At 45.2% G+C, this 19138-nt stretch carries 18 protein-coding genes and 1 tRNA gene; 13 read left to right on the top strand and 6 right to left on the bottom strand.

Annotation, left to right across the window (positions count from 1 at the left end; translation table 11 throughout):
- Window positions 1-97: 97 nt before the first annotated feature.
- Window positions 98-1768: a LysM peptidoglycan-binding domain-containing protein gene (locus tag KO518_RS15910; protein WP_216026767.1), complete on the bottom strand. Its 1671-nt coding sequence runs from the start codon at window positions 1766-1768 to the stop codon at window positions 98-100.
- 64 nt (window positions 1769-1832) lie between these two features.
- Complete coding sequence (gloB, locus tag KO518_RS15905) at window positions 1833-2630, bottom strand: hydroxyacylglutathione hydrolase (RefSeq protein WP_216026766.1); 798 nt, start codon at window positions 2628-2630, stop codon at window positions 1833-1835.
- 86 nt (window positions 2631-2716) lie between these two features.
- Between gloB and KO518_RS15900 the strand changes: the two genes are divergently transcribed.
- The gene (locus tag KO518_RS15900) at window positions 2717-3523 is read left to right on the top strand and encodes a methyltransferase domain-containing protein (protein ID WP_216026765.1); all 807 of its coding nucleotides are present in this window, start codon (window positions 2717-2719) and stop codon (window positions 3521-3523) included.
- 2 nt (window positions 3524-3525) lie between these two features.
- Here KO518_RS15900 and metG read toward each other — a convergent pair whose 3' ends face one another.
- Window positions 3526-5589 carry a methionine--tRNA ligase gene (gene metG, locus KO518_RS15895; RefSeq protein ID WP_216026764.1) on the bottom strand — a complete coding sequence of 688 codons (2064 nt, stop codon included), beginning with the start codon at window positions 5587-5589 and terminating at the stop codon, window positions 3526-3528.
- A gap of 106 nt (window positions 5590-5695) precedes the next feature.
- Between metG and apbC the strand changes: the two genes are divergently transcribed.
- From apbC to KO518_RS15865, 6 genes are all read left to right on the top strand, one after another.
- On the top strand, window positions 5696-6784 hold the full coding sequence (gene apbC / locus KO518_RS15890) for an iron-sulfur cluster carrier protein ApbC (RefSeq protein WP_216026763.1): 1089 nt from the start codon (window positions 5696-5698) through the stop codon (window positions 6782-6784).
- Between the two features lie 90 nt (window positions 6785-6874).
- Window positions 6875-7048 (top strand): hypothetical protein, encoded by a 174-nt coding sequence (locus KO518_RS15885; RefSeq protein WP_216026762.1) that lies wholly within the window; start codon window positions 6875-6877, stop codon window positions 7046-7048.
- 67 nt (window positions 7049-7115) lie between these two features.
- Window positions 7116-7319, top strand: coding sequence for a hypothetical protein (locus tag KO518_RS15880; protein ID WP_216026761.1), 204 nt, complete (start codon window positions 7116-7118; stop codon window positions 7317-7319).
- A 78-nt stretch (window positions 7320-7397) separates the two neighbouring features.
- On the top strand, window positions 7398-7994 hold the full coding sequence (gene dcd, locus KO518_RS15875; protein WP_216026760.1) for a dCTP deaminase: 597 nt from the start codon (window positions 7398-7400) through the stop codon (window positions 7992-7994).
- Between the two features lie 37 nt (window positions 7995-8031).
- Window positions 8032-9399: a DASS family sodium-coupled anion symporter gene (locus tag KO518_RS15870; protein WP_216026759.1), complete on the top strand. Its 1368-nt coding sequence runs from the start codon at window positions 8032-8034 to the stop codon at window positions 9397-9399.
- 190 nt (window positions 9400-9589) lie between these two features.
- Window positions 9590-9666, top strand: a tRNA-Pro gene (locus tag KO518_RS15865).
- 125 nt (window positions 9667-9791) lie between these two features.
- Here the strand turns inward: KO518_RS15865 and KO518_RS15860 are convergent.
- Window positions 9792-11198 (bottom strand): DUF4041 domain-containing protein, encoded by a 1407-nt coding sequence (locus KO518_RS15860; RefSeq protein ID WP_216026758.1) that lies wholly within the window; start codon window positions 11196-11198, stop codon window positions 9792-9794.
- 436 nt (window positions 11199-11634) lie between these two features.
- A complete protein-coding gene (locus KO518_RS15855) occupies window positions 11635-12528 on the bottom strand; it encodes a BRCT domain-containing protein (RefSeq protein ID WP_216026757.1) in 894 nt (297 codons plus the stop codon).
- 213 nt (window positions 12529-12741) lie between these two features.
- Between KO518_RS15855 and KO518_RS15850 the strand changes: the two genes are divergently transcribed.
- The 6 genes from KO518_RS15850 to KO518_RS19990 all read left to right on the top strand — a co-directional run bounded on the left by KO518_RS15850 (window position 12742) and on the right by KO518_RS19990 (window position 15410).
- A complete protein-coding gene (locus KO518_RS15850; protein WP_216026756.1) occupies window positions 12742-12903 on the top strand; it encodes a recombinase family protein in 162 nt (53 codons plus the stop codon).
- Window positions 12894-13229: a tyrosine-type recombinase/integrase gene (locus KO518_RS20280; RefSeq protein WP_216026755.1), complete on the top strand. Its 336-nt coding sequence runs from the start codon at window positions 12894-12896 to the stop codon at window positions 13227-13229. Before KO518_RS15850 ends, KO518_RS20280 begins: the two co-directional genes overlap by 10 nt.
- 133 nt (window positions 13230-13362) lie before the next feature.
- On the top strand, window positions 13363-13767 hold the full coding sequence (locus KO518_RS15840; RefSeq protein ID WP_216026754.1) for a DUF6088 family protein: 405 nt from the start codon (window positions 13363-13365) through the stop codon (window positions 13765-13767).
- Complete coding sequence (locus KO518_RS15835; protein ID WP_216026753.1) at window positions 13748-14716, top strand: nucleotidyl transferase AbiEii/AbiGii toxin family protein; 969 nt, start codon at window positions 13748-13750, stop codon at window positions 14714-14716. The genes KO518_RS15840 and KO518_RS15835 overlap by 20 nt, the downstream gene beginning before the upstream one ends.
- A 12-nt stretch (window positions 14717-14728) precedes the next feature.
- Complete coding sequence (locus KO518_RS19995; RefSeq protein ID WP_252736148.1) at window positions 14729-15079, top strand: hypothetical protein; 351 nt, start codon at window positions 14729-14731, stop codon at window positions 15077-15079.
- Window position 15080: 1 nt separating this feature from the next.
- A complete protein-coding gene (locus tag KO518_RS19990) occupies window positions 15081-15410 on the top strand; it encodes a hypothetical protein (RefSeq protein ID WP_252736147.1) in 330 nt (109 codons plus the stop codon).
- Window positions 15411-15488: 78 nt separating this feature from the next.
- Here the strand turns inward: KO518_RS19990 and KO518_RS15825 are convergent, their stop codons facing one another.
- Window positions 15489-18656 carry an EAL domain-containing protein gene (locus tag KO518_RS15825; protein WP_216026752.1) on the bottom strand — a complete coding sequence of 1056 codons (3168 nt, stop codon included), beginning with the start codon at window positions 18654-18656 and terminating at the stop codon, window positions 15489-15491.
- Window positions 18657-19138 lie beyond the last annotated feature (482 nt).

The raw sequence follows: 19138 nt of genomic DNA, 5'->3' as shown, positions 1-19138 counted from the left end.
TTTGCCGGACAATGGGATGTTTGACCAGCGCCAATCGCCAATTAATCACAGCCAACATTTTATTGTCAAGTTCATCAACGAGAATAATGCAATGCTGCTACCCGACATTTTTGGTTCTTGTGACATCCACATGCAATTTTAATTTTTGCCCGGGTTGCAAATATTTTTTCTTACTCAGTTGATTCCATTCGGTGATGTCTGAGATTTTCACGTTAAACTTACTGGCTATACGAGACAGGCTGTCTCCGGGTTTAACGGTATAGGTGAGAGACCGCACAATGCCTTTCTCTTCATTTTTAATTTTCTCGCCTTGCCATACGACCAGTGTTTTTCCAGGCATAAGTGGATCGTTTGGGGCCATGCCATTCCACTTAGCCAGGTCGCGGGTACTCACGTTGTACAGGCGCGAAATATCCCACAAGGTATCGCCGGATTTCACTTTGTGAGTTTTCTTCACTGTGGTACGGGCGGTACTTTGCAATGAGGCGAGCCGTTGATCCTGAGACAATGAATAGGCGTCCAGTTCTTTTAACGCTACGGGGACCATAATAGCATCGCCAATTACAATGGTATTCGATTTGAGACCGTTGATTTGCTTAATAATAGCTGCAGTGGTGTGGTATTTTTTGGCCAGCTTTAGCAAACTGTCGCCGGATTTAACTGTGTGTCTCACCCAATTTAACCTGTCGTGTTGGTCGATAGATGCCAACTGAGCAGAAAAACCATCGGCTTTGCTCACGGGTAACAACAGATGGTGAGGACCGTCGGGATCGGTCGCCCAGCGATTAAAGCCAGGGTTTAGTGCATGCAGGGCTTCGAGTTTCATGTCGGCAAGTTCAGCGGCAAACGCTAAGTCGACCTGTGAACCAATATCTACCACAGTAACGGCTTCTACATTATCGACAGCCGGCCAGGTAAATGCGTAGTCTTGCCGTTTTTTAAGAATATCAGCCAACGCCAGCAGTTTTGGAACATAGGCACGGGTTTCACGGGGTAAATCCAGTGACCAGAAGTCGGTGTTTTGCCCAGCGGCTTTTGCTCGTTTAATGGCCCGCTGTACACGGCCTTCTCCACTGTTGTAGGCCGCCAGTGCATGTAACCAATCGCCGTCAAACATTTCGTTCAAGTATGTAAGGTAATCCAAAGCGCCCTGTGTCGAGGCGATAACATCCCGACGGCCGTCATACCACCAGGTCTGACGAATGCCAAATCGTTTTGCGGTACCGGGTATGAACTGCCACATACCCGCTGCGCGTCCGTGGGAGTATGCAAACGGGTCAAACGCACTTTCTACTATGGGGAGTAGGGCAATTTCCAGCGGCATGCCTCTTTTTTCGATTTCCTCGGTAATGTAATACAGAAATGGGCGGGCGCGATTGACTACCCGGGCCATGTATTCAGGGTGTTTCAGGTACCAGTTTCTCTGTAAGGTAACCCGTTTATTATCAGGTACTTCAAAAGCAAACTGGTTGCTAATACGTGTCCACACATCGTCAATGGGAGCCGGTGCAGGGGCTTTGGGAACGGCGACATCGTCCAGAGTGTCCGCGACGTCTTCCACAGGGTGAATAACTTCAATAACACCTTCTTTGGCAAGGTCGCACGCCTGTTCATCATCTATTGGCGTTTGACCAACTTCACAGATATCGTCGGCGTGATTGGTTTCTTTGGCGGCATTACTGGCGTCAACTTGTGAGTCAGTTGACTGACAGCCTGATAAAACGGCAACAAAAGAAAGACTGGCGAGTAGGCTCAGTGATCTTTTCATTATTGTGCTTCCTCGCGTTACAACATACATCAAATAAGTTTAACTTTAGTTTACGGCAAATGCATCAAAACTCATCTTTCCAACGACGAATTGCGGCAAAAACCGCTGTGTCGTTAGCAAGGGGCGCGCCACAGTGCGCCTCAGCACTTCGGCAAACTTCGTCACAGTGGGTGCGAAGGAAAGGATTGATGGCTTTTTCTCTAGCCATTTGTGTAGGCAGTGTGGCCTTATCCTGTTGCCGGCGTACATTCACTTTATCTGCATAATCCTGCAAAGCAGAATTCCCAGGCTCTACTGCCATGGCAAACTGAATATTGGACTGTGTATATTCATGGGTACAGTATATAAGGGTGTTATCGGGCAAACGCTTCAACTTATTCAGTGAATGATGCATTTGCTCAGCCGACCCTTCGAAGAGCCGGCCACAACCGGCAGAAAATAGGGTATCCCCGCAAAACACCACGCCATGACCAAAAAAAGCAAGGTGATCGAGGGTGTGCCCCGGCACCTCTATCACAGACAACTCGCATCCTAGTGTGGGCAGACGAACGACGTCCCCCTCGTCAACCGACTTCGTTATTCCACGGATATGTCCTCCTGCGGGCCCAATTACTGGTAAGTTTGGGTACACTGAAGCAAGTTTGGCAATACCGCCGGTGTGGTCGCGATGATGGTGAGTTATAAGCACGGCACCTAGTTTTAGTGTGTGCTCACGGCAAAAGGCAAGTAATGGCGCTGCGTCCCCAGGATCCACTGCGACGACGGTGGCGTTGTTGTGTAAACACCAGATGTAGTTGTCCTGAAAAGCGCGAACAGCGGTTACCTGAATGCCTTCCGGTAACGCGTCGGACGGATTGTTCATGATGTACCTGCTTGTGGAGAGAGATTTATGCGATACTATAGAAACTTGACAGCACCACTGCAACCTCTGGAAATTATCGGACGTTAATGAAACTTGCCTATCACACTAAACCTCCCCGATACCCGGAGCGCTGGGCGCAACTGCCCGCAGGCGAAGCCATTCAGCGCTCGGTGCAAATTGTGTGTAACAGCTTAAGTCAGAGAATTTTTGGCTATCACCTGGTAAAACTGGGTAACTTGAGCACGCAAATCAATCTCTCTAAATGCAGTGTTACCCATCACATCAATCAAACGCCATACACCACACCTGCTACCAGTGTGGTAAGTTTGGCTACAGAACTTCCCTATGAGGAAAACAGTATTGATGGGTTTTTACTGGCTAATGAACTGGATTTTTGCCACGATCCCCATCAGGTGCTTCGGGAAGTTGATCGTTGTATAAATCAGGATGGGTACATCATCATCAGTGGCTTTAACCCTTTTAGTTTGACAGGAGTAGGGAAGTATTTGCCGTTAAAGCGAGGGAATTTGTTGCACGATGCCCGCTTTTTTTCTTCGTCACGAGTTAAAGATTGGCTTCACTTACTCGGTTATGAAGTCATCGAAACCCGGCATATCCTTTTTTCCATGTTGTTTTTGCGCCGTAAAATTGCGGTGTCTAAAACCTGGCAAGCCAAAATCAGCCGGTATTTTCCCTGGTGTAGCTCTGTTTATGTGATCCTGGCCCGCAAGCGGGTTATGCCCATGACCACAATAAAATCTAGCTGGAAACTGAAGCCAAACTTTTCTGCCGTAGGAGCCAGTATGCGGGTGACCAGTACTTTACCCATTGAACAAAAAAGCCGGCCGGGCAAATACCCAACCGGCTTTACAGATAAAAAGCAGTGTCGCTGAAATTACTTTACGCGCATGCCGGGTTTAGCGCCGTCATGGGGTTCTAAAATATACAGGTCGTTTCCACCTGGGCCCGCAGCTAGTACCATGCCTTCTGATAGCCCAAAGCGCATTTTGCGCGGTGCTAAGTTTGCAACCATTACGGTGTGCTTGCCAATTAAATCTTCTGGCGCGTAAGCCGATTTGATGCCGGCAAATACCTGCCGGATCTCGCCGCCCAGATCAAGCTCGAGCCTGAGCAGTTTGTCGGCTTTCTCCACATGCTCAGCGTTGGCAATGCGGGCAATCCGCAAATCTACTTTGGCGAAATCGTCAAAGGCGATCTCTTCGCTGATGGGGTCTTTCGCCAACGGGCTTTCAGGGTCGAGCTTAGGCGTGCTTGTTGCGGCCAGGCTTTCTTTGGAGTCTTCTACCATTGCGTCAATTTTATCCATGTCGATACGTTGCATCATGGCCTTGAATTTGTTGATTTCACGGCCAGTCAATACTTGCTGTGAGCTTTCCCAAGTCAATGAGTCGTTGAGAAAAGCCTCTGTTTTTTCAGCCAGTACAGGTAAAACGGGTTTTAAGAAGGTCACTAAAATACGGAACATGTTAATGCCCAACGAGCATACATCATGGGTAAACTGTTGTTTGGTTTCATCTTTAATAGTTACCCATGGGGCATTGGCGTCAATGAACTGATTGGCTTTGTCTGCCAGCGCCATGATCTCCCGAATTGCCTGGTGATATTTGCGGTTTTCGTAATGCGCGGCGATGCTGTCGGCGGCTTGGTGGAACTGTGCCATTAAAGCCTCATCCAACACCGTATCAGACAGTTTTCCGTCGAAACGCTTGGTGATAAAGCTAGCGCACCGGCTGGCAATGTTCACTACTTTACCCACCAGATCAGAATTCACCTTCTGGGCAAAATCGGTAAAGTTCAAATCGATATCAGTTACGCCATCGCTTAGCTTCGAGGCAAAGTAATAACGCAGATATTCCGGGTTAAGATGATCCAGGTACGTTCGGCCTTTAATAAAAGTCCCCCGCGACTTAGACATCTTGGCCCCATTTACGGTAACGAAACCGTGAATGTTTACACCGGTGGGTTTACGGTAACCCGCGCCTTCCAGCATGGCTGGCCAGAACAAGCAGTGGAAGTAGGTAATATCCTTGCCGATAAAGTGATATAGCTCCGTATCCGTGCCAGCCCGCCAGAAATCGTCAAAATTGACATCGTTATTGTCACAGAAGTTTTTAAAGCTGGCCATATAGCCAACTGGGGCGTCAACCCATACGTAGAAAAACTTATTCGGGGCGCCTGGAATTTCAAACCCAAAGTAGGGGGCGTCACGGCTGATATCCCATTGTTGTAGCCCTTCTTCGAACCACTCCTGGAGTTTATTCGCCATTTCTTCTTGCAGGGCACCTGAGCGGATCCACTCTTTCAACATGCCTTCAAACTGTGGCAGGTCGAAAAAGAAGTGTTCGGACTCTTTCAAAACGGGGGTAGCACCAGACACCACGCTTCTTGGGTTTTTGACTTCCGTGGGGCTGTACGTGGCGCCGCAGACGTCGCAGCTGTCACCGTTTTGGTCTTCTGCACCACAGCTTGGGCAGTTACCTTTGACGAAACGGTCGGGCAAAAACATTTCTTTTTGCGGGTCGTACAGCTGGTTGATCGTACGTTTGCTGATATAGCCTGCTTCGTCCAGACGGTTGTAAATGGTTTCACAAAGCACCTTGTTTTCCGGTGAGTGAGTCACATAATAGTTGTCGTACTCGACGAAGAAATCCCGCAGATCCTGATGGTGTTCAGCACGGGTGCGGGCTACCATTTCTTCTGGTGTAATACCCAGTTCCTGGGCTTTTAGCATCACCGGTGTACCGTGTGCATCGTCAGCACAAACGCTGTAACATTCGTGGCCGCGCAGGCGTTGAAACCGCGTCCAGATATCAGTTTGAATGTGTTCAAGCAGATGTCCGAGGTGAATAGAGCCGTTAGCGTACGGCAGTGCACTGGTTACCAGAATGCGACGTTTGGCATTCGCTGGTGCAACAGAAGTCGACGTGTTTTCAGACATAGTAGTGGGTTCTGTTCTCAAGCGTTAAAAATGGCTGCAAATACTAGCGGAAACGCGCCGCTTTTGCATTACGTAAATAGGCTTTAGCGTATTATAAAGGTGAATTATGATCTTTTCCCGCAAGGGTGACAAACTGGCGATAATTGCGGCAGAATCTCTGGCTGAATATTATGCCTTAACCACACAGCAAACCCAACCGTGGTGTAGTGAGGATGCAGGGTGTGTATCGGTGACCTTACCGTTTTGTGCTCAATCGCAACAAGCCGCTGTCAGAGAGGTGCTTACACAAGGCTTTGCAAACGCGGGGCATAAATTGGTTGAGCTCGCTATTTCTCAACGCATCGAAGGGGTCGAAACGAAAGCGGCGCCGGTGACGAACATTCGTAATGTGGTTGCCGTAGCGTCCGGGAAAGGCGGCGTTGGCAAGTCCACAACCAGTGTCAATCTGGCCTTTGCGCTTATGCAGGAAGGTGCCTCTGTAGGCATTTTAGATGCTGATATTTACGGGCCTTCTATACCCATTATGCTGGGAAACGCCGATGCGAATCCTACCAGTGACGACAATAAGCACATGCAGCCCATCTGTGGTTGGGGAATGCCGGCCAATTCCATCGGTTATTTGGTGCCGGAAGACGATGCCGCGGTATGGCGTGGGCCTATGGCGAGCAGAGCTCTTACACAAATACTGAACGAAACGCTGTGGCCGGTGCTTGACTATTTAATTGTGGATATGCCGCCGGGGACGGGCGATATTCAGTTGACTATGGCACAGCAGGTGCCGTTGAGTGCTGCAGTGGTGGTGACCACACCTCAGGATTTGGCCGTTGCCGATGCGAAAAAAGGCATTGCCATGTTCGAAAAGGTTGACGTGCCGGTTGTGGGCCTCATTGAAAACATGAGTTACTATCAGTGCTCTGCCTGTGGGCATAAAGATTATTTGTTCGCACAAGATGGCGGCAAAGCACTAGCAGATCGGTATGGACTTCCATTAATGGCAGCATTACCTCTTGACGTACAAATTCGTGAACACGCTGATTTAGGCAAACCTATTGTCGTTGATAAACCAGATAGCCCGCTCTCTGCCATCTATCGGGAAGCGGCGCGAGCTATGTCGATGCAAATGGCATTAACCCTGCCTAAACGGGATACTGAAAGCTACATTCGGGGTCAAACCATCGGCTTAACCCAGTTATAACGCTTCTCAGGTACAGTATTTATTTTTTTCATCGTGTATCACTATTTCCTCTGCGGAATGACCGCAAGTTAATCATTAAGGAGATAAACGATGTGCGAATTAACACCTAAGGATGTTCAAGATGTCAGTGGAGGTCGCTTAGACTGGGATTCTGGCGGTGCCCTGGTGATTGGAATGGGGCTTGCTGGAGGGCCTGCTACGGCCTTGTTCGGTTTGGCTGTGGGTGGGTCAATGCTTGTCATTGGACACTTCGCCCATCCGTAACATGGAAATGCGGGATACTTAGTGCAAGTTATTGCTGTAAGTACCTTTGCTCAAAGGGAGGCTGCCCATGAAATGGCTGCTGGCATTTAAAATTGTATTTGTTCTTTTTATTCTTGCACTTGCATTTGTTTTCAATAGCAGTGGCGACAAATTGATGTTGTTGACCTATTTGGCAATGGGGAGCTTTGCGCTTTTCAGTGCATTACTCCACATCATATTAGATAAGTTGATACGCATTGAGCAACACCTGGCAAAAATAAGTAACAAATAGAAATAATAGCGTTGAGGTTGTGTGGTTATTAGCAAAAAAGCATAATAGCCACCGTTCTCATCCTTGTAGGTTTATTCCATGCGTTTATGCGATCGTGACATCTACGATTATATTCAAAAAGGCAAAATTATCATCGAGCCTTCACCCGCTTACGAGCAAATAAGTGGTGTGACGGTAGATATTCGCCTTGGTAACAAGTTTCGCGTTTTTGAAGATCATCAGGCACCGTATATCGATTTAAGTGGCCCGAAAGGAGAAGTGCAGGAAGCATTGAATTCGGTGATGAGTGACGAAATCGAACTGCCTGAGGGAAAAGCCTTTTTCTTGCATCCAGGCGAACTGGCGCTGGCCATTACCCATGAATCTGTAACCTTGCCCGACAACATTGTAGGCTGGTTAGATGGTCGCTCTTCATTGGCGCGTTTGGGGCTAATGGTGCATGTTACTGCACACAGAATTGACCCAGGCTGGTCTGGAAATATCGTGCTTGAATTCTACAACAGTGGGAAGTTACCCTTGGCATTACGCCCGCTAATGAAAATAGGCGCATTGAGTTTTGAAGTGCTGTCACAAGCTGCCGAGAAACCTTACAATGCCAGAGTGGATGCCAAGTACAAAGGTCAGGATGGTGCGGTAGCCAGTCGAATTACATCAGACGACAATAGCAACGGCTAAGCGGCTAACTTAGTCAGCAGATAAACGGAGTCAGGCAATGATAAGAAGTAGTCGTACATTGTTCATTGCCGCACTACTTGCCATAATTTGTGGTGCCGGGCTAAGGGTTCTGCAACAGCCCGATGACATTATTTTTACTGCCTCTATAACGCTTTTTGTTGCTATTTTGTGGGTAACAGAAGCGCTTCCTATTCCAGCCACGTCTTTACTGCCATTTGCCCTTTTTCCACTTACCGGTGTGCTTAGTCATTCAGAGGCTGCATCAGCGCTAGGCAGTCATGTCATCATTTTGTTGATGGCGGCGTTTATGTTGTCTAAAGGCTTGGAAAAAGCCGATTTACACAAACGTTTTGCCATGTACATGCTGCACTTAACCGGCACGGGAAGCGGCATGAAAATGGTATTAGGCTTTATGTTAACCTCGGCGATTTTAAGCATGTGGATAAGCAATACGGCTACTGTACTGATGATGTTGCCCATGGCAATGGCCATTATCAATGCAACGCAGAATACCCGTTTTGGCATTGCACTCATTCTGGGTATAGCGTATTCAGCCAGTTTAGGGGGCGTGGGTACACCTATTGGCACGCCCCCTAATATTATTTTTATGAGCGTCTATCTGGAAACCCAGGGAACTGAGTACAACTTCATCGAGTGGATGAAAACCGGCGTGCCCATTGTGTTATTGGCAATCCCCGCTATGGCTTTGTGGTTGGGGCGTGGTTTAGGCGACATTGGCGATATCACATTGCCGGTGCCGGGTGAATGGAGCAAAGCTGAAAAACGGGTGTTGATGATATTCGGCACCGTTGCCATGGCATGGATTTTTCGTCCATTCTGGACTCAATGGCTTGGGTTAACTACGGTGAGTGATAGCACGATTGCTGTTGCCGGTGTGGCTGCCATGTTTATGGTGCACAGCGGAAAAGCCCCCGGCGATAAACTACTGGACTGGGATACCGCAAACGATATCCCCTGGGGCATGTTACTTCTGTTTGCCGGTGGCATCTGTATCGCCAAAGCATTCACTGCGTCTGGACTAAGCGTATTAATGGGAGAGTGGATGACGGGGTTGTCTACTCTGCCGACGTTACTGTTAGTATTTTCAATTTGTTTGTTCGTTACTTTTTTAACTGAAATTACCTCAAACACGGCTACCGCAACCTTGTTGATGCCAATACTGGCCGCTGCAGGTATGGCGGTAGGCGTGAATCCGGCCTTATTGATGATCCCCGCGGCCATCAGTGCTAGTTGTGCGTTTATGCTTCCTGTAGCCACCGCGCCCAATGCTATTGCGTATGCTACAGGAAAATTTGATATTAAAACCATGGCCAGGGAAGGGGTGGTACTTAACGTTATTGTAGCTTGTGTGGTCACGCTGGTGTGTTATTTCACGCTTTCCTGACTATTGATCCCCACACTAAAAGCCCAGACAACCACGTAAAGCACTGTGGCGTCGCGTCTTTCCACAGGTTTTGACCTTTAAATAATCAATGGTCTCCGTCAATTGATTACCAAATAATCGTTCGCGCGATTATTTGTTTTTTAGTATTGCAAAGTCTCTGAAAATAAGTAGACTTGTCGGCTCTTTCGGTCGGTGTGTGGCGCAGCTTGGTAGCGCACTGTCATGGGGTGTCAGGGGTCGGAGGTTCAAATCCTCTCACACCGACCAACTTCTCTTTTCGAAGCGACATCCAAAAGCCTTATCTGGCTAGCCCTACAAAACATCTTAAAATCGATCTTCAAGAGCATCAGATGGTCGTGAAGTTGTCCAAATACTGAGCTTTGGGAACTCTCTCAAATCTCTTCAGGTAGCTTTCGGTTAACCGTAGTGTGCTCTTTAATTTTGTCTTGAGTAATTAATAGACTTTGATGATAGTCCTGCGCTTCGGCATCAGTCAGAAACTCTACATCAGGATTTAATTCTGCAAGTTTGCCCTTCAGTTCAGCTAAGTCTACTCTGAAAAACTCTTTACGGTTGTTTACTAGGTTTAGCCGATGCTCATTGAAATGACGATGAAGTTCAGCTTCAAGTGCAGGCGCATCCTCAGAGTAAATAAGTGCATGAACATCAAAAGTGAACGGCACACTGGCATCTCCAAGCTCACGCACACGGTCGAGGGGCTCAAGTCTTCTGGTCATCCCAATTTTAAATACCCCATCACCAAATGAACCAATGTTGCTAATGATATAGACGTAACCAGATTTGGTTTGTTGTGCCATTGACAAAGCTCGTTCTGATTTTGCTCTGGCCTCGTTAAGTTGTGACTCAAGTTCTTCAAGTTCAGACTTTAAGCGTTCTAGCGCTTCACCAGTAGCTTTATTAGCTCTTTTATTGGCTTTAGCTACAAGTTCTTCGTATTTATGTTGCTCTCTTTCCGCTGCCTCTTGCTCTTTTATCAGTTGTTGTTCTTCCCTGAGTTGGCGTTTAGCTTCGGCTCGGTCTTCCTTCTCTTGTCTTAGTTTCTCAGCATATTCATAAGTGAGCCTGAGTTCTTGCAATTTGAGCCGGAAATAAGACTCTGTTATTTGAATATTGTTAGACTTGTTGAGCTTGTCTATGGCATCTCTGGCTTTAGCTAAGCGCTCTTCCATTCTGCGGATATTATTCCATCTCACGTTTGATACTGCTGCGTCACATTCGTTATTGAAAGCTCTTAGCGTTAGTTTGAGTGCTCTGTTTGTCATCGTTTGACCTTCTCTGGCACTGTTATTAACTTTCCACTCAGTATGACAAACGGCCGCTTGTTTGGCTTTTAGCATATCTTTCTGTTGCTCTCGCACAGCAGTAATCTCAGCTTTGAATCTTTCTGAAGTTCCAAAGTCGAAATGAGGCTCATAGTACCCCAATGTGGACAGCTCGATTTTTTCATCGAATACAGCCAACTCTCTTTCAAGTTCATCAAATAGCTTTCGTTTAGTCGCATAAGACGCCCGAAGCGTCTGGATGTTTGATGTGATTGCTTCTGACTCGGCATTAAGTTCCTTCACACGAGTCTCAATAGAACTTATCGGTTGGTACTTATCAAGTAGCTCTGTTGTTCTTTGCTTCGAGTCTTGAAGGTGAGATTTGACTTTATTGAGCTCTGACTTTAGTTCGCGAGATTTTAATAGTGTAAACACTAGCAACGATATGACTGCGAATATCAAAGCGTAGGTAATGATATGTCCATTATCACTTGGAAGAGCTTCAATCGAGCCCATAACTGTAATCCGTGTCTGCTAATCCTTCTGACAACATTATAACAAGTGATTACCCAATACAAAATCGAGTTAATATTGGGAGTCCTTTCCCGCAGGTGTTATCAGGCTATCCAGGCCGCCATACTTGTATATGCTTCATATGCCTTCGTCTGCCGCAATGAACAGCGCAAGCCGAATCTCGAGGTATACGAAGGGCTTCAAAAAGGTCGAAGGTTACAAGGTCGGGTTACACTCGTTACGAGGTCACTTCGCGACTGCTATCGAGGAGATCGGTTGTCCTGAAGAGTTAGCCGTTAAATTGGCGGGACATAAGCGGTTGAGCCTTACTATGGCCTATACTCAAAATATAAGAATAAGGAGCAGCTTTGGCGTTATATCGAAAAGATCCATCCAACAAAAAAGCTTAACTCCTTGGGTAGAGTAGCGTTGAGCAAAATCAGTCGAGCTTTAGGAACTTTGCCCAAGTTTTTTCCGTCAGTATTTTGATAGGAACACCTGCCTCTCTGTATTTGACGGCTTGTTCTATTTTGCGTCCGTAGCTCTGAAATCTCCAATCTGGTGTAACTAACTCACCGATTACTAACAAGTTAAGCTTTTTGGTTATCTTTTTCTCTGGGGTCAGTCCTACTAACTTGGCGTGGTCTTCAAGGGTCTTTCTCGTTCCCATGAGGAACTTACCAGTGAAGCAAACATTAGTGCACTCGGTTAGCGACTTAACTTGGTCCTCGAGATAAGCCAAGGAAGCACACTCGGCATCGCCAGTATCATCAAACTGATAACCTGTGAGTTGTTTTAAAGCTTCCGCGAATTCGGTTAGCTCTTCGTGTGATACTTCATTGTCCTCTAAAATATGAGTTATTCGAGATTTTACTTGTCGAACTAGCCAGTCCTCTTCGACAATCTCATTGCGATCTAACCAGTCACAGATAAACCCGAACTCCTTGGTATTTACCACACCATCAGCAATTACGCCTTGGAGTAACCCTAGAAACTCATTGATTTTAGCTTCATATTCGCCCTCAAACTCAACTGAACGAATATTCGCGATGTCGTTACACAATGTAACTAAATCACGCATCTCGTCGTCACTAATTACACCGTCATCTACAATATCATCAATGAGGTCGATTAGGTCTATCCCGTCAGGATCGTCTCTCAGGTTTCTTTGAGCTTTGAGCCATAGATTAAGGTAGAGAAGCTCCTCTGCCGTCAGATGCTTGTCAGCGGAAACTCCTCGAAGTATACCGACAAGACCACAAACGGCTTTGTCTAAGTTCCTCTGTTTATTAAAAAAGTGAGGGGCGCGAATCGCAGAAGGGGTATACTCCATAACTATCTCCATATCTCCGTTAGCGTAATAGACTGCCACCATCGCTTTTTAAGTCAAGAAGCCCACCGCAGTTTTTTTAGTTCATTAAGGTATACGCTGGGCGAACCGTTAAGGCGAACTTAAATGGAGTTCGTACAGGGTTGAATCTGCATGAACTTAATCATACGATGCAAACCTCTTAGATCCTGTGCGAACTGTTTTTAAGGAGTCCGAATGCCTTCTCACCGTTATGGCTATGCCCGAGCATCCACATTAGACCAATCCACCAGCGTTCAACGAGAAGCCCTCAAGGCTGCGAAATGCGACCGTGTTTATGAGGAGCAAGCCTCGGAGACTTCGAGAAGTGGACGCAATGAGCTCAATCGTTGCAAATAGCCTCAGTAGACAACTATGTCATTGATGAGATAAACCTTTTATTCGGTTACACATTGTTTATAAGCAATAGCGGTAATCCATTCAGGCCCACGCAACTTTCGGAGCTTATTAAAAAGTATCTCAAATCCGCAGGCTTTGATGTCAACGCTGCTTGTAATATGTTTCGTCATTCAGCAGCAACACACATGCCTAGCAATGGTGCTAACCTTCGCCAGATTCAGGAATGTCTGGGCCCTGCAGACCTTTCTACTACGCACGTATACACGCATATTTTGCAGAGCGAGTTGAATGAGTCGTATATGGGTTTTTATCTGTCTGCGCGGTGATATATTTTCTATATTTAGAATTACATAACTATATATTTTAATTGTTAATTATTTTATTTTTGTGTCGTATTTTTGCGGTTGAAAAATGTCGTATTTTTGTCTATTATACATTCAATGTGCATAGGGGGGCCAGATGACAATACAAGACAGGATAAAGACAAGAGTCAAGCGCTCCAAGCGTTCTGTTTTTTTGCGCTCTGATTTTAAAGATATAACTGACTACGACCAAGTAGGTCGAGGCCTTAGAAGTCTTGTTCGTGAAGGCGTGTTGATGAAGATAGGTTACGGGCTTTATGCACGTGCCAGAGTCAATCGCATTACAGGTAAATTGATGCCTGATAATGCTGCGGGTGCTGATGGTGTATTAATAGAAGCTATGGAAAGATTAGATGTAGACTACAAGTTCGATGATTTGTCGAACATGAACTTTTCAGGCCAGAGTACGCAAATTCCAGCCAGTGTTAAAATTGTTCCAACCGATCCACGCTTTACCCGTAAAATTACCGTAGGTAAACAGCGTGTCAACGAAGCTCGATAGCTCGCTATTTGTCGATGTTGCCGACGCCATAGGGCTAGGCAACCCGGCAATTGTCGAAAAAGACTACTATGTTGTCCAACTATTAAAGTACTTATCGATAATCGAATTCGAACACCACCAGTTGGTATTTACGGGCGGCACTGCACTTGCCAAATCTGCTATAAAAACGTATCGCATGTCGGAAGATATCGATATTAAACTGGTTCCCAACAATGTATTTAATAATCTAACATCACGAAGCGCTAGGCGAAAGGCTCGTAAAGCGGTTAAGCAGCATATTGAGTTTTTGATATCAGAAAGCGGCACCTTTTCCATTGAAGAACAAGCTACTGTAAAGGATGAATATCGCTACTTCAGTTTTGATATCCGTTATCCTCAAGCATACCAGCAAGCACCTTGCCTGCGACCTTTTATTAAGTTGGAATTCATCGAATCAGATCTCTTAGATGAAGCTGAATCTAAAAGCATTCAATCTATCTATGCCGAAGTCCTCAAATCTGATATTGAAGTAAAAAACATGGCATGCGCTGCAATCTTAGAGACTCAAGCTGAAAAACTGTTATCAATGATGCGCAGAACGGCAAGCGTCGCGAGAAATCATGAACGTGATGACGACGAAACACTAATCAGGCATATCTACGACACGTACCATATCCAAAAGGCTCAACCAGCAAATATAGAATCGCTCAGCAAAGTAATGACAAACGCCATTGAATTAGATGTTGAACGTTTCGGTAATCAGCATCCACAAATGGTTGAATCTCCCATCGACGAGTTGTGTTTCGGATTACAACTATTGACTGATGATCCCAAGTTTGAAGAAAGGTACAACAGATACGTTAGTCCAATGGTTTATGCAGAAAGCCCAGTGAATTGGGACAATGCGTTAGCGGTATTCACCAAATTGGCCAGTGAAGTATTGGTTTATGTTGGATTAAGCAAAAATTAGTTAGGGATAGCCATGAGTAGATATGAAAAGGTCGATTTAGCATACGAGTTTTTGAACAGTCGTGAACGTCAAAGTGAAGCCTTCACTATTGAGCAACTTGCAGATGCAACTGGATGGAAAGCTGATACTTGTAAAACCTACCCATCAAAACGTTGGCATCAATATGTTGAAAAAGACGGTGAACAATATACGAGTTCCGGTATATGCTTTTTGAGCAAAGACGAATTTAGGGCTGTTCATAGTCAAAAGCTACAGCAGACTGCTGATTTGTCAGCAAAAGGGTTGCTACTTCACAAGGCTAAAGAATTTGCGTTGTTGGCTGTCTCTATTTATAACAACCCGTATACCGAATTTAAAACTTAATGTGAACTCTCTTTCCGAGGATCAGCTTCAAAACTATGAACAAGCCGTAGCTTTTATTAAAGGCGTAGAAAATCCATTTAAGCTCAAGCCCTCACGAGTAGTAGAGTTAGTATCCAAAGAAATCCCGAATTTTAATATGACGTTACATACAAAATGCTGGAAGTTTTATGAAGCACGACCCAGAGAAACTGACAAATCTTACAAGGGTGAATATTCAGCATATGTTGAAGGGTTTGACGGCTACCTCTATTCGATGAAATGGGTTAAGTTTCTGCGAGGAGAACTAAAAGAAGATGGGAAACTTGCTCAAGTAAAAATGCAGGCTATTTAAATGTCACGATAAGAATATCTATGCGGATCTACTACCAAGGGGAAGAGGGAATTATGTCGACATAAGGATCAGATCAGTTTAATTGAAGTTCAGAGTCCATTTCGCACTTCTAGTCCATTCTTCAGCCCATTTAGGAATTGTATTTGCGGGCATAGGTTTGGCAATCCCATAGCCCTGAGCTAGTTCACAGCCCATTCCCATCAACATCTTACCGTGCTCCAGGCTCTCGACACCTTCAGCGATAACTTTCCGGTTAAAGGATACCGCCAGTGCTATGACACCCTTAACAATGGCTTTGTCGTCGGTATCTTCAAGCATATCTCGAACAAATGTTTGATCGATTTTTATCATACTTGCCGGTAAGCGCCGCAAATAGGTCAATGAAGAGTAGCCCGTACCAAAATCATCAATCGCAAAACTCACACCTAAATTGACACATTCATTCATAATATCGGAAACGTGTTTTAGGTCGTCTAACTTACTGGTTTCCAGCACTTCCAGCTCTAATGAACCTGGCTTAACATCGGGAAAACGGGCTAAACGTTGTTTCAGATTAGCAATAAAATTGGGTTGTTGAATCTGCTTTGCACCAATATTGACACTAACTGATAAATGGACACCCGCGTGCTGCCAAATGTGCATTTGCGCGATTGATTCATCAATCACCCATTCATCAATATCAATACTCAATTGATGGTTTTCAACAACTGGTAAGAAACTCCCAGGGGAAAGAAGCCCTTCTTCTGGATGTTGCCAGCGGATTAGCGCCTCGACGCCAATTATCTCACCTGTCCGCATATTGACTTTGGGTTGGTAGAATAATCTGAACTCGCGATTCCTTAGCGCTTCCCCAATTCTGGTGAGCTTTTCGTGTCGTACTTTAATGGCATCTTCCGTATGAATATCGAAAAAGTGATAGCAGTTTTTTCCTTTCTGTTTTGCCAAATACATCGCTTGATCTGCATAGCGGATTAACTGATCAGCATCAGTATGATCTTTGGGATAAAGCGCAATGCCAATACTGGCGGATAATCGAACAGTATTCGTATCAATAGTCACAGGCGCAGATGCCGCTTTAAGCAATCCGTTAACAAGGGCATTGGCCTCGTCAGCTTCTGTCAGGTTCGCCAGCACAGCAACAAATTCATCACCGCCAACACGCGATAGGGTATCGCATTCACGAAGTGCGCCTTTTAATTTGTTTGACAATGCCAGTAGCAATCGGTCACCAGCATCATGCCCATATTCATCATTCACTTCTTTGAAGCCGTCTAAATCCAACAGCGCCACGGCAACATATTTTTGTTTCAGTCTGCCTTGCGTTAACGAATGCTCCAATCGCCGCGCCAATAGGGTTCTGTTTGGCAAGTTGGTCAGTACATCGTAGTGAGCCATTTTTTCCAGTTTATCCTGCTGCTTTTTGGCTTCAGAAATATCACTGAAAATTGCAATGTAATTCTTTATATTTTCTTGCTCGTTTTTCACAGCGCTAATAGTGAGCAATTGAGCATAAATTTCGCCATTTTTCCGCTTGTTCCATATCTCGCCGGACCAATAGCCCTTTTTATCTAAAGACGCCCAAAGGGTTTTATAAAAAGACGCTGATTGGCGGTTGGATTTAAGTATATTCGGGTTCTTCCCTATTACCTCGTTACGACTGTAGCCGGTGATGGAAATAAACGTATCATTCACTTCTATGATGCGGGCGTTGCTATCTGTAATGAAAATCCCCTCTCGGGCATGAGAAAACACCGTTCCCACCAGTTTTAACCTTTCTTCCAGCGCTTTCTTGGTCGTCACATCCTGCACTAAGGACGTCACCCCCACCACATCCCCTTGATGGTTAACAATGGGCGTGCTGTACCATTCACAAGTAATAATCTGCCCGGATTTGGTTTTATTTTTATTGGTTCTACGGTGTCCGTTTCTGTTATTCACAATTTGACGAAACACCTTTGAATGCGTAGCCGTTAATTCTGGTAGAAGAATAAGCTCAATGGCTGACTTGCCAATGGCCTCTAGGGCTGAATAACCGAAAATGCGAGTAGCCGACATATTCCATTTGGTGCATACCATGTTGCAATCCCAACTAATACAGCCTAAAGGGGTATTTTCAATATGTCCTGACAATTCCCTTTCGCTTTCAATTAGCGAAGACTGGCTTTCTATGAGTTTTCGCTCGGCATTAAGACGGGTTCTGGCCATAGAATTAAATCGACGCTGCAGCGCCACAAGTTCCTTGGCACCGTGTTGTTCTATTTCTCCAACTTCTTTCCCATGCTCTAAATTTTCTGCCGATTTCAACAGGCTTTTCAGTGGATTAAGTAATGTTTTTCTAATCCCCAAGCGAGCTATAAAAATCAAAGTAATAATTAATACACTAAGAACAAGGACGGCGTGCATAAAGCCCGTATTAATGGCTTTTAACTGTTCATCAAATGGGATCCCCACCGAAATCTGTATGCTGTTATTGCCGTCTATAAGCGGGCGGGATACAAATACCCGACCATTCTTTAATGAAGTTACAGTTTGCGGGGCAGAAGTTTCGGAATTTGATGGGGATAATTTGATATCCGATTCTATACGGCTTAACTGTGCCCCTATAATACTGAGATCAGCCGGATAACTGGCAATGATTTTTTGTTCTCTATCGGTGATATAAGCATGGGCACCTTCAGGCAAATTGGATTTGGCAAGGAATTGATTCCACCAATTCAGTGATATGACGGCGACTGCCACCCCAATGATTTCGTTATCTTCGGGGCCAATGACTGGATACGCAAAATTTACGCTAGCAACGCCAGTCGCTCGATCGACCTGGTATTCACCAATTGAAAAGTTCCTGGAATCGACAGCTTCGCGAATATAATCTCTATCGGACACATTTACCGGTGAAGGCAATGATGTGGCGTTACACAGTAACTCACCGGACACCAAGGGTACGCCTAAATTCACATAACGACTGTTAATTTTCAGTGCATTTTGCAAAAACTGGCTGCATTGGGGCGAGTCCGGCGATTGCACTTCATCGAAAGACACCAGATTGCGCAAAAATAATTGGGTTTCTTCAACAAGGAGACCTTGGAAATCCATGGTTAAATCCACGGTATTTAACGCTTTTTGATTGGCCAAATCTATGGCGTATTGGCGTTGCTTAACTGATTCATAGACAAGCCCACCGACCCCAGGCACAGCAACAATAACGATAAGTAATGTCAGTCTTGAATGAAGCGTTTTAAAAAACATCTTGTACCTTAATACGCTGTATAACGCAGATTGTCGCAAGCGCCAGACAGCTGAATGTGAAAATAGCGATGCCGACAAAAACAGATCAGCCAATATCGCATTGCATAGTAGATGAATTCGTCCGTTGCTGAAAGTGAGGTTGTTTATCAATAGCCTTAATTTTATTGATGCAGATCAATATTTCCCCCTAATATGGACGAGCCGCATAGCGTGGCTATTAGTGCCTTGTTTACCGGATTTTTAAAAGGGTTATCAAGTACCTGCTTATTGTAAGATGACAACCTTCGGAATTCTTTTTAACAACTTTTTTATTTTAATTTAACAGGCTTCCCTCTTTTCACTGATTCTAGGGGAATATCAATGGCTTTGTATGGATTTATCAAATTTTAGAGAGGAGTAATTTCATGGGATAAATTGTTGGGAAAGAGGGGAAGCGGAAAGAATAAGTTCCTGACAATATTAATTGTGTTTTTATTCAGGAA

The sequence above is a fragment of the Aestuariibacter sp. A3R04 genome (genome assembly GCF_018860805.1).
GTDB lineage: Bacteria > Pseudomonadota > Gammaproteobacteria > Enterobacterales > Alteromonadaceae > Alteromonas.
This window is presented reverse-complemented; position numbering and strand designations above follow the sequence as displayed.

Excerpts from the sequence above, each read along its gene's own strand:
- KO518_RS15910 (WP_216026767.1), bottom strand. The coding sequence starts at position 1,768 with ATGAAAAGATCACTGAGCCTACTCGCCAGTCTTTCTTTTGTTGCCGTT.
- gloB (WP_216026766.1), bottom strand. The coding sequence starts at position 2,630 with ATGAACAATCCGTCCGACGCGTTACCGGAAGGCATTCAGGTAACCGCT.
- KO518_RS15900 (WP_216026765.1), top strand. The coding sequence starts at position 2,717 with ATGAAACTTGCCTATCACACTAAACCTCCCCGATACCCGGAGCGCTGG.
- metG (WP_216026764.1), bottom strand. The coding sequence starts at position 5,589 with ATGTCTGAAAACACGTCGACTTCTGTTGCACCAGCGAATGCCAAACGT.
- apbC (WP_216026763.1), top strand. The coding sequence starts at position 5,696 with ATGATCTTTTCCCGCAAGGGTGACAAACTGGCGATAATTGCGGCAGAA.
- KO518_RS15885 (WP_216026762.1), top strand. The coding sequence starts at position 6,875 with ATGTGCGAATTAACACCTAAGGATGTTCAAGATGTCAGTGGAGGTCGC.
- KO518_RS15880 (WP_216026761.1), top strand. The coding sequence starts at position 7,116 with ATGAAATGGCTGCTGGCATTTAAAATTGTATTTGTTCTTTTTATTCTT.
- dcd (WP_216026760.1), top strand. The coding sequence starts at position 7,398 with ATGCGTTTATGCGATCGTGACATCTACGATTATATTCAAAAAGGCAAA.
- KO518_RS15870 (WP_216026759.1), top strand. The coding sequence starts at position 8,032 with ATGATAAGAAGTAGTCGTACATTGTTCATTGCCGCACTACTTGCCATA.
- KO518_RS15860 (WP_216026758.1), bottom strand. The coding sequence starts at position 11,198 with ATGGGCTCGATTGAAGCTCTTCCAAGTGATAATGGACATATCATTACC.
- KO518_RS15855 (WP_216026757.1), bottom strand. The coding sequence starts at position 12,528 with ATGGAGTATACCCCTTCTGCGATTCGCGCCCCTCACTTTTTTAATAAA.
- KO518_RS15850 (WP_216026756.1), top strand. The coding sequence starts at position 12,742 with ATGCCTTCTCACCGTTATGGCTATGCCCGAGCATCCACATTAGACCAA.
- KO518_RS15840 (WP_216026754.1), top strand. The coding sequence starts at position 13,363 with ATGACAATACAAGACAGGATAAAGACAAGAGTCAAGCGCTCCAAGCGT.
- KO518_RS19995 (WP_252736148.1), top strand. The coding sequence starts at position 14,729 with ATGAGTAGATATGAAAAGGTCGATTTAGCATACGAGTTTTTGAACAGT.
- KO518_RS15825 (WP_216026752.1), bottom strand. The coding sequence starts at position 18,656 with ATGTTTTTTAAAACGCTTCATTCAAGACTGACATTACTTATCGTTATT.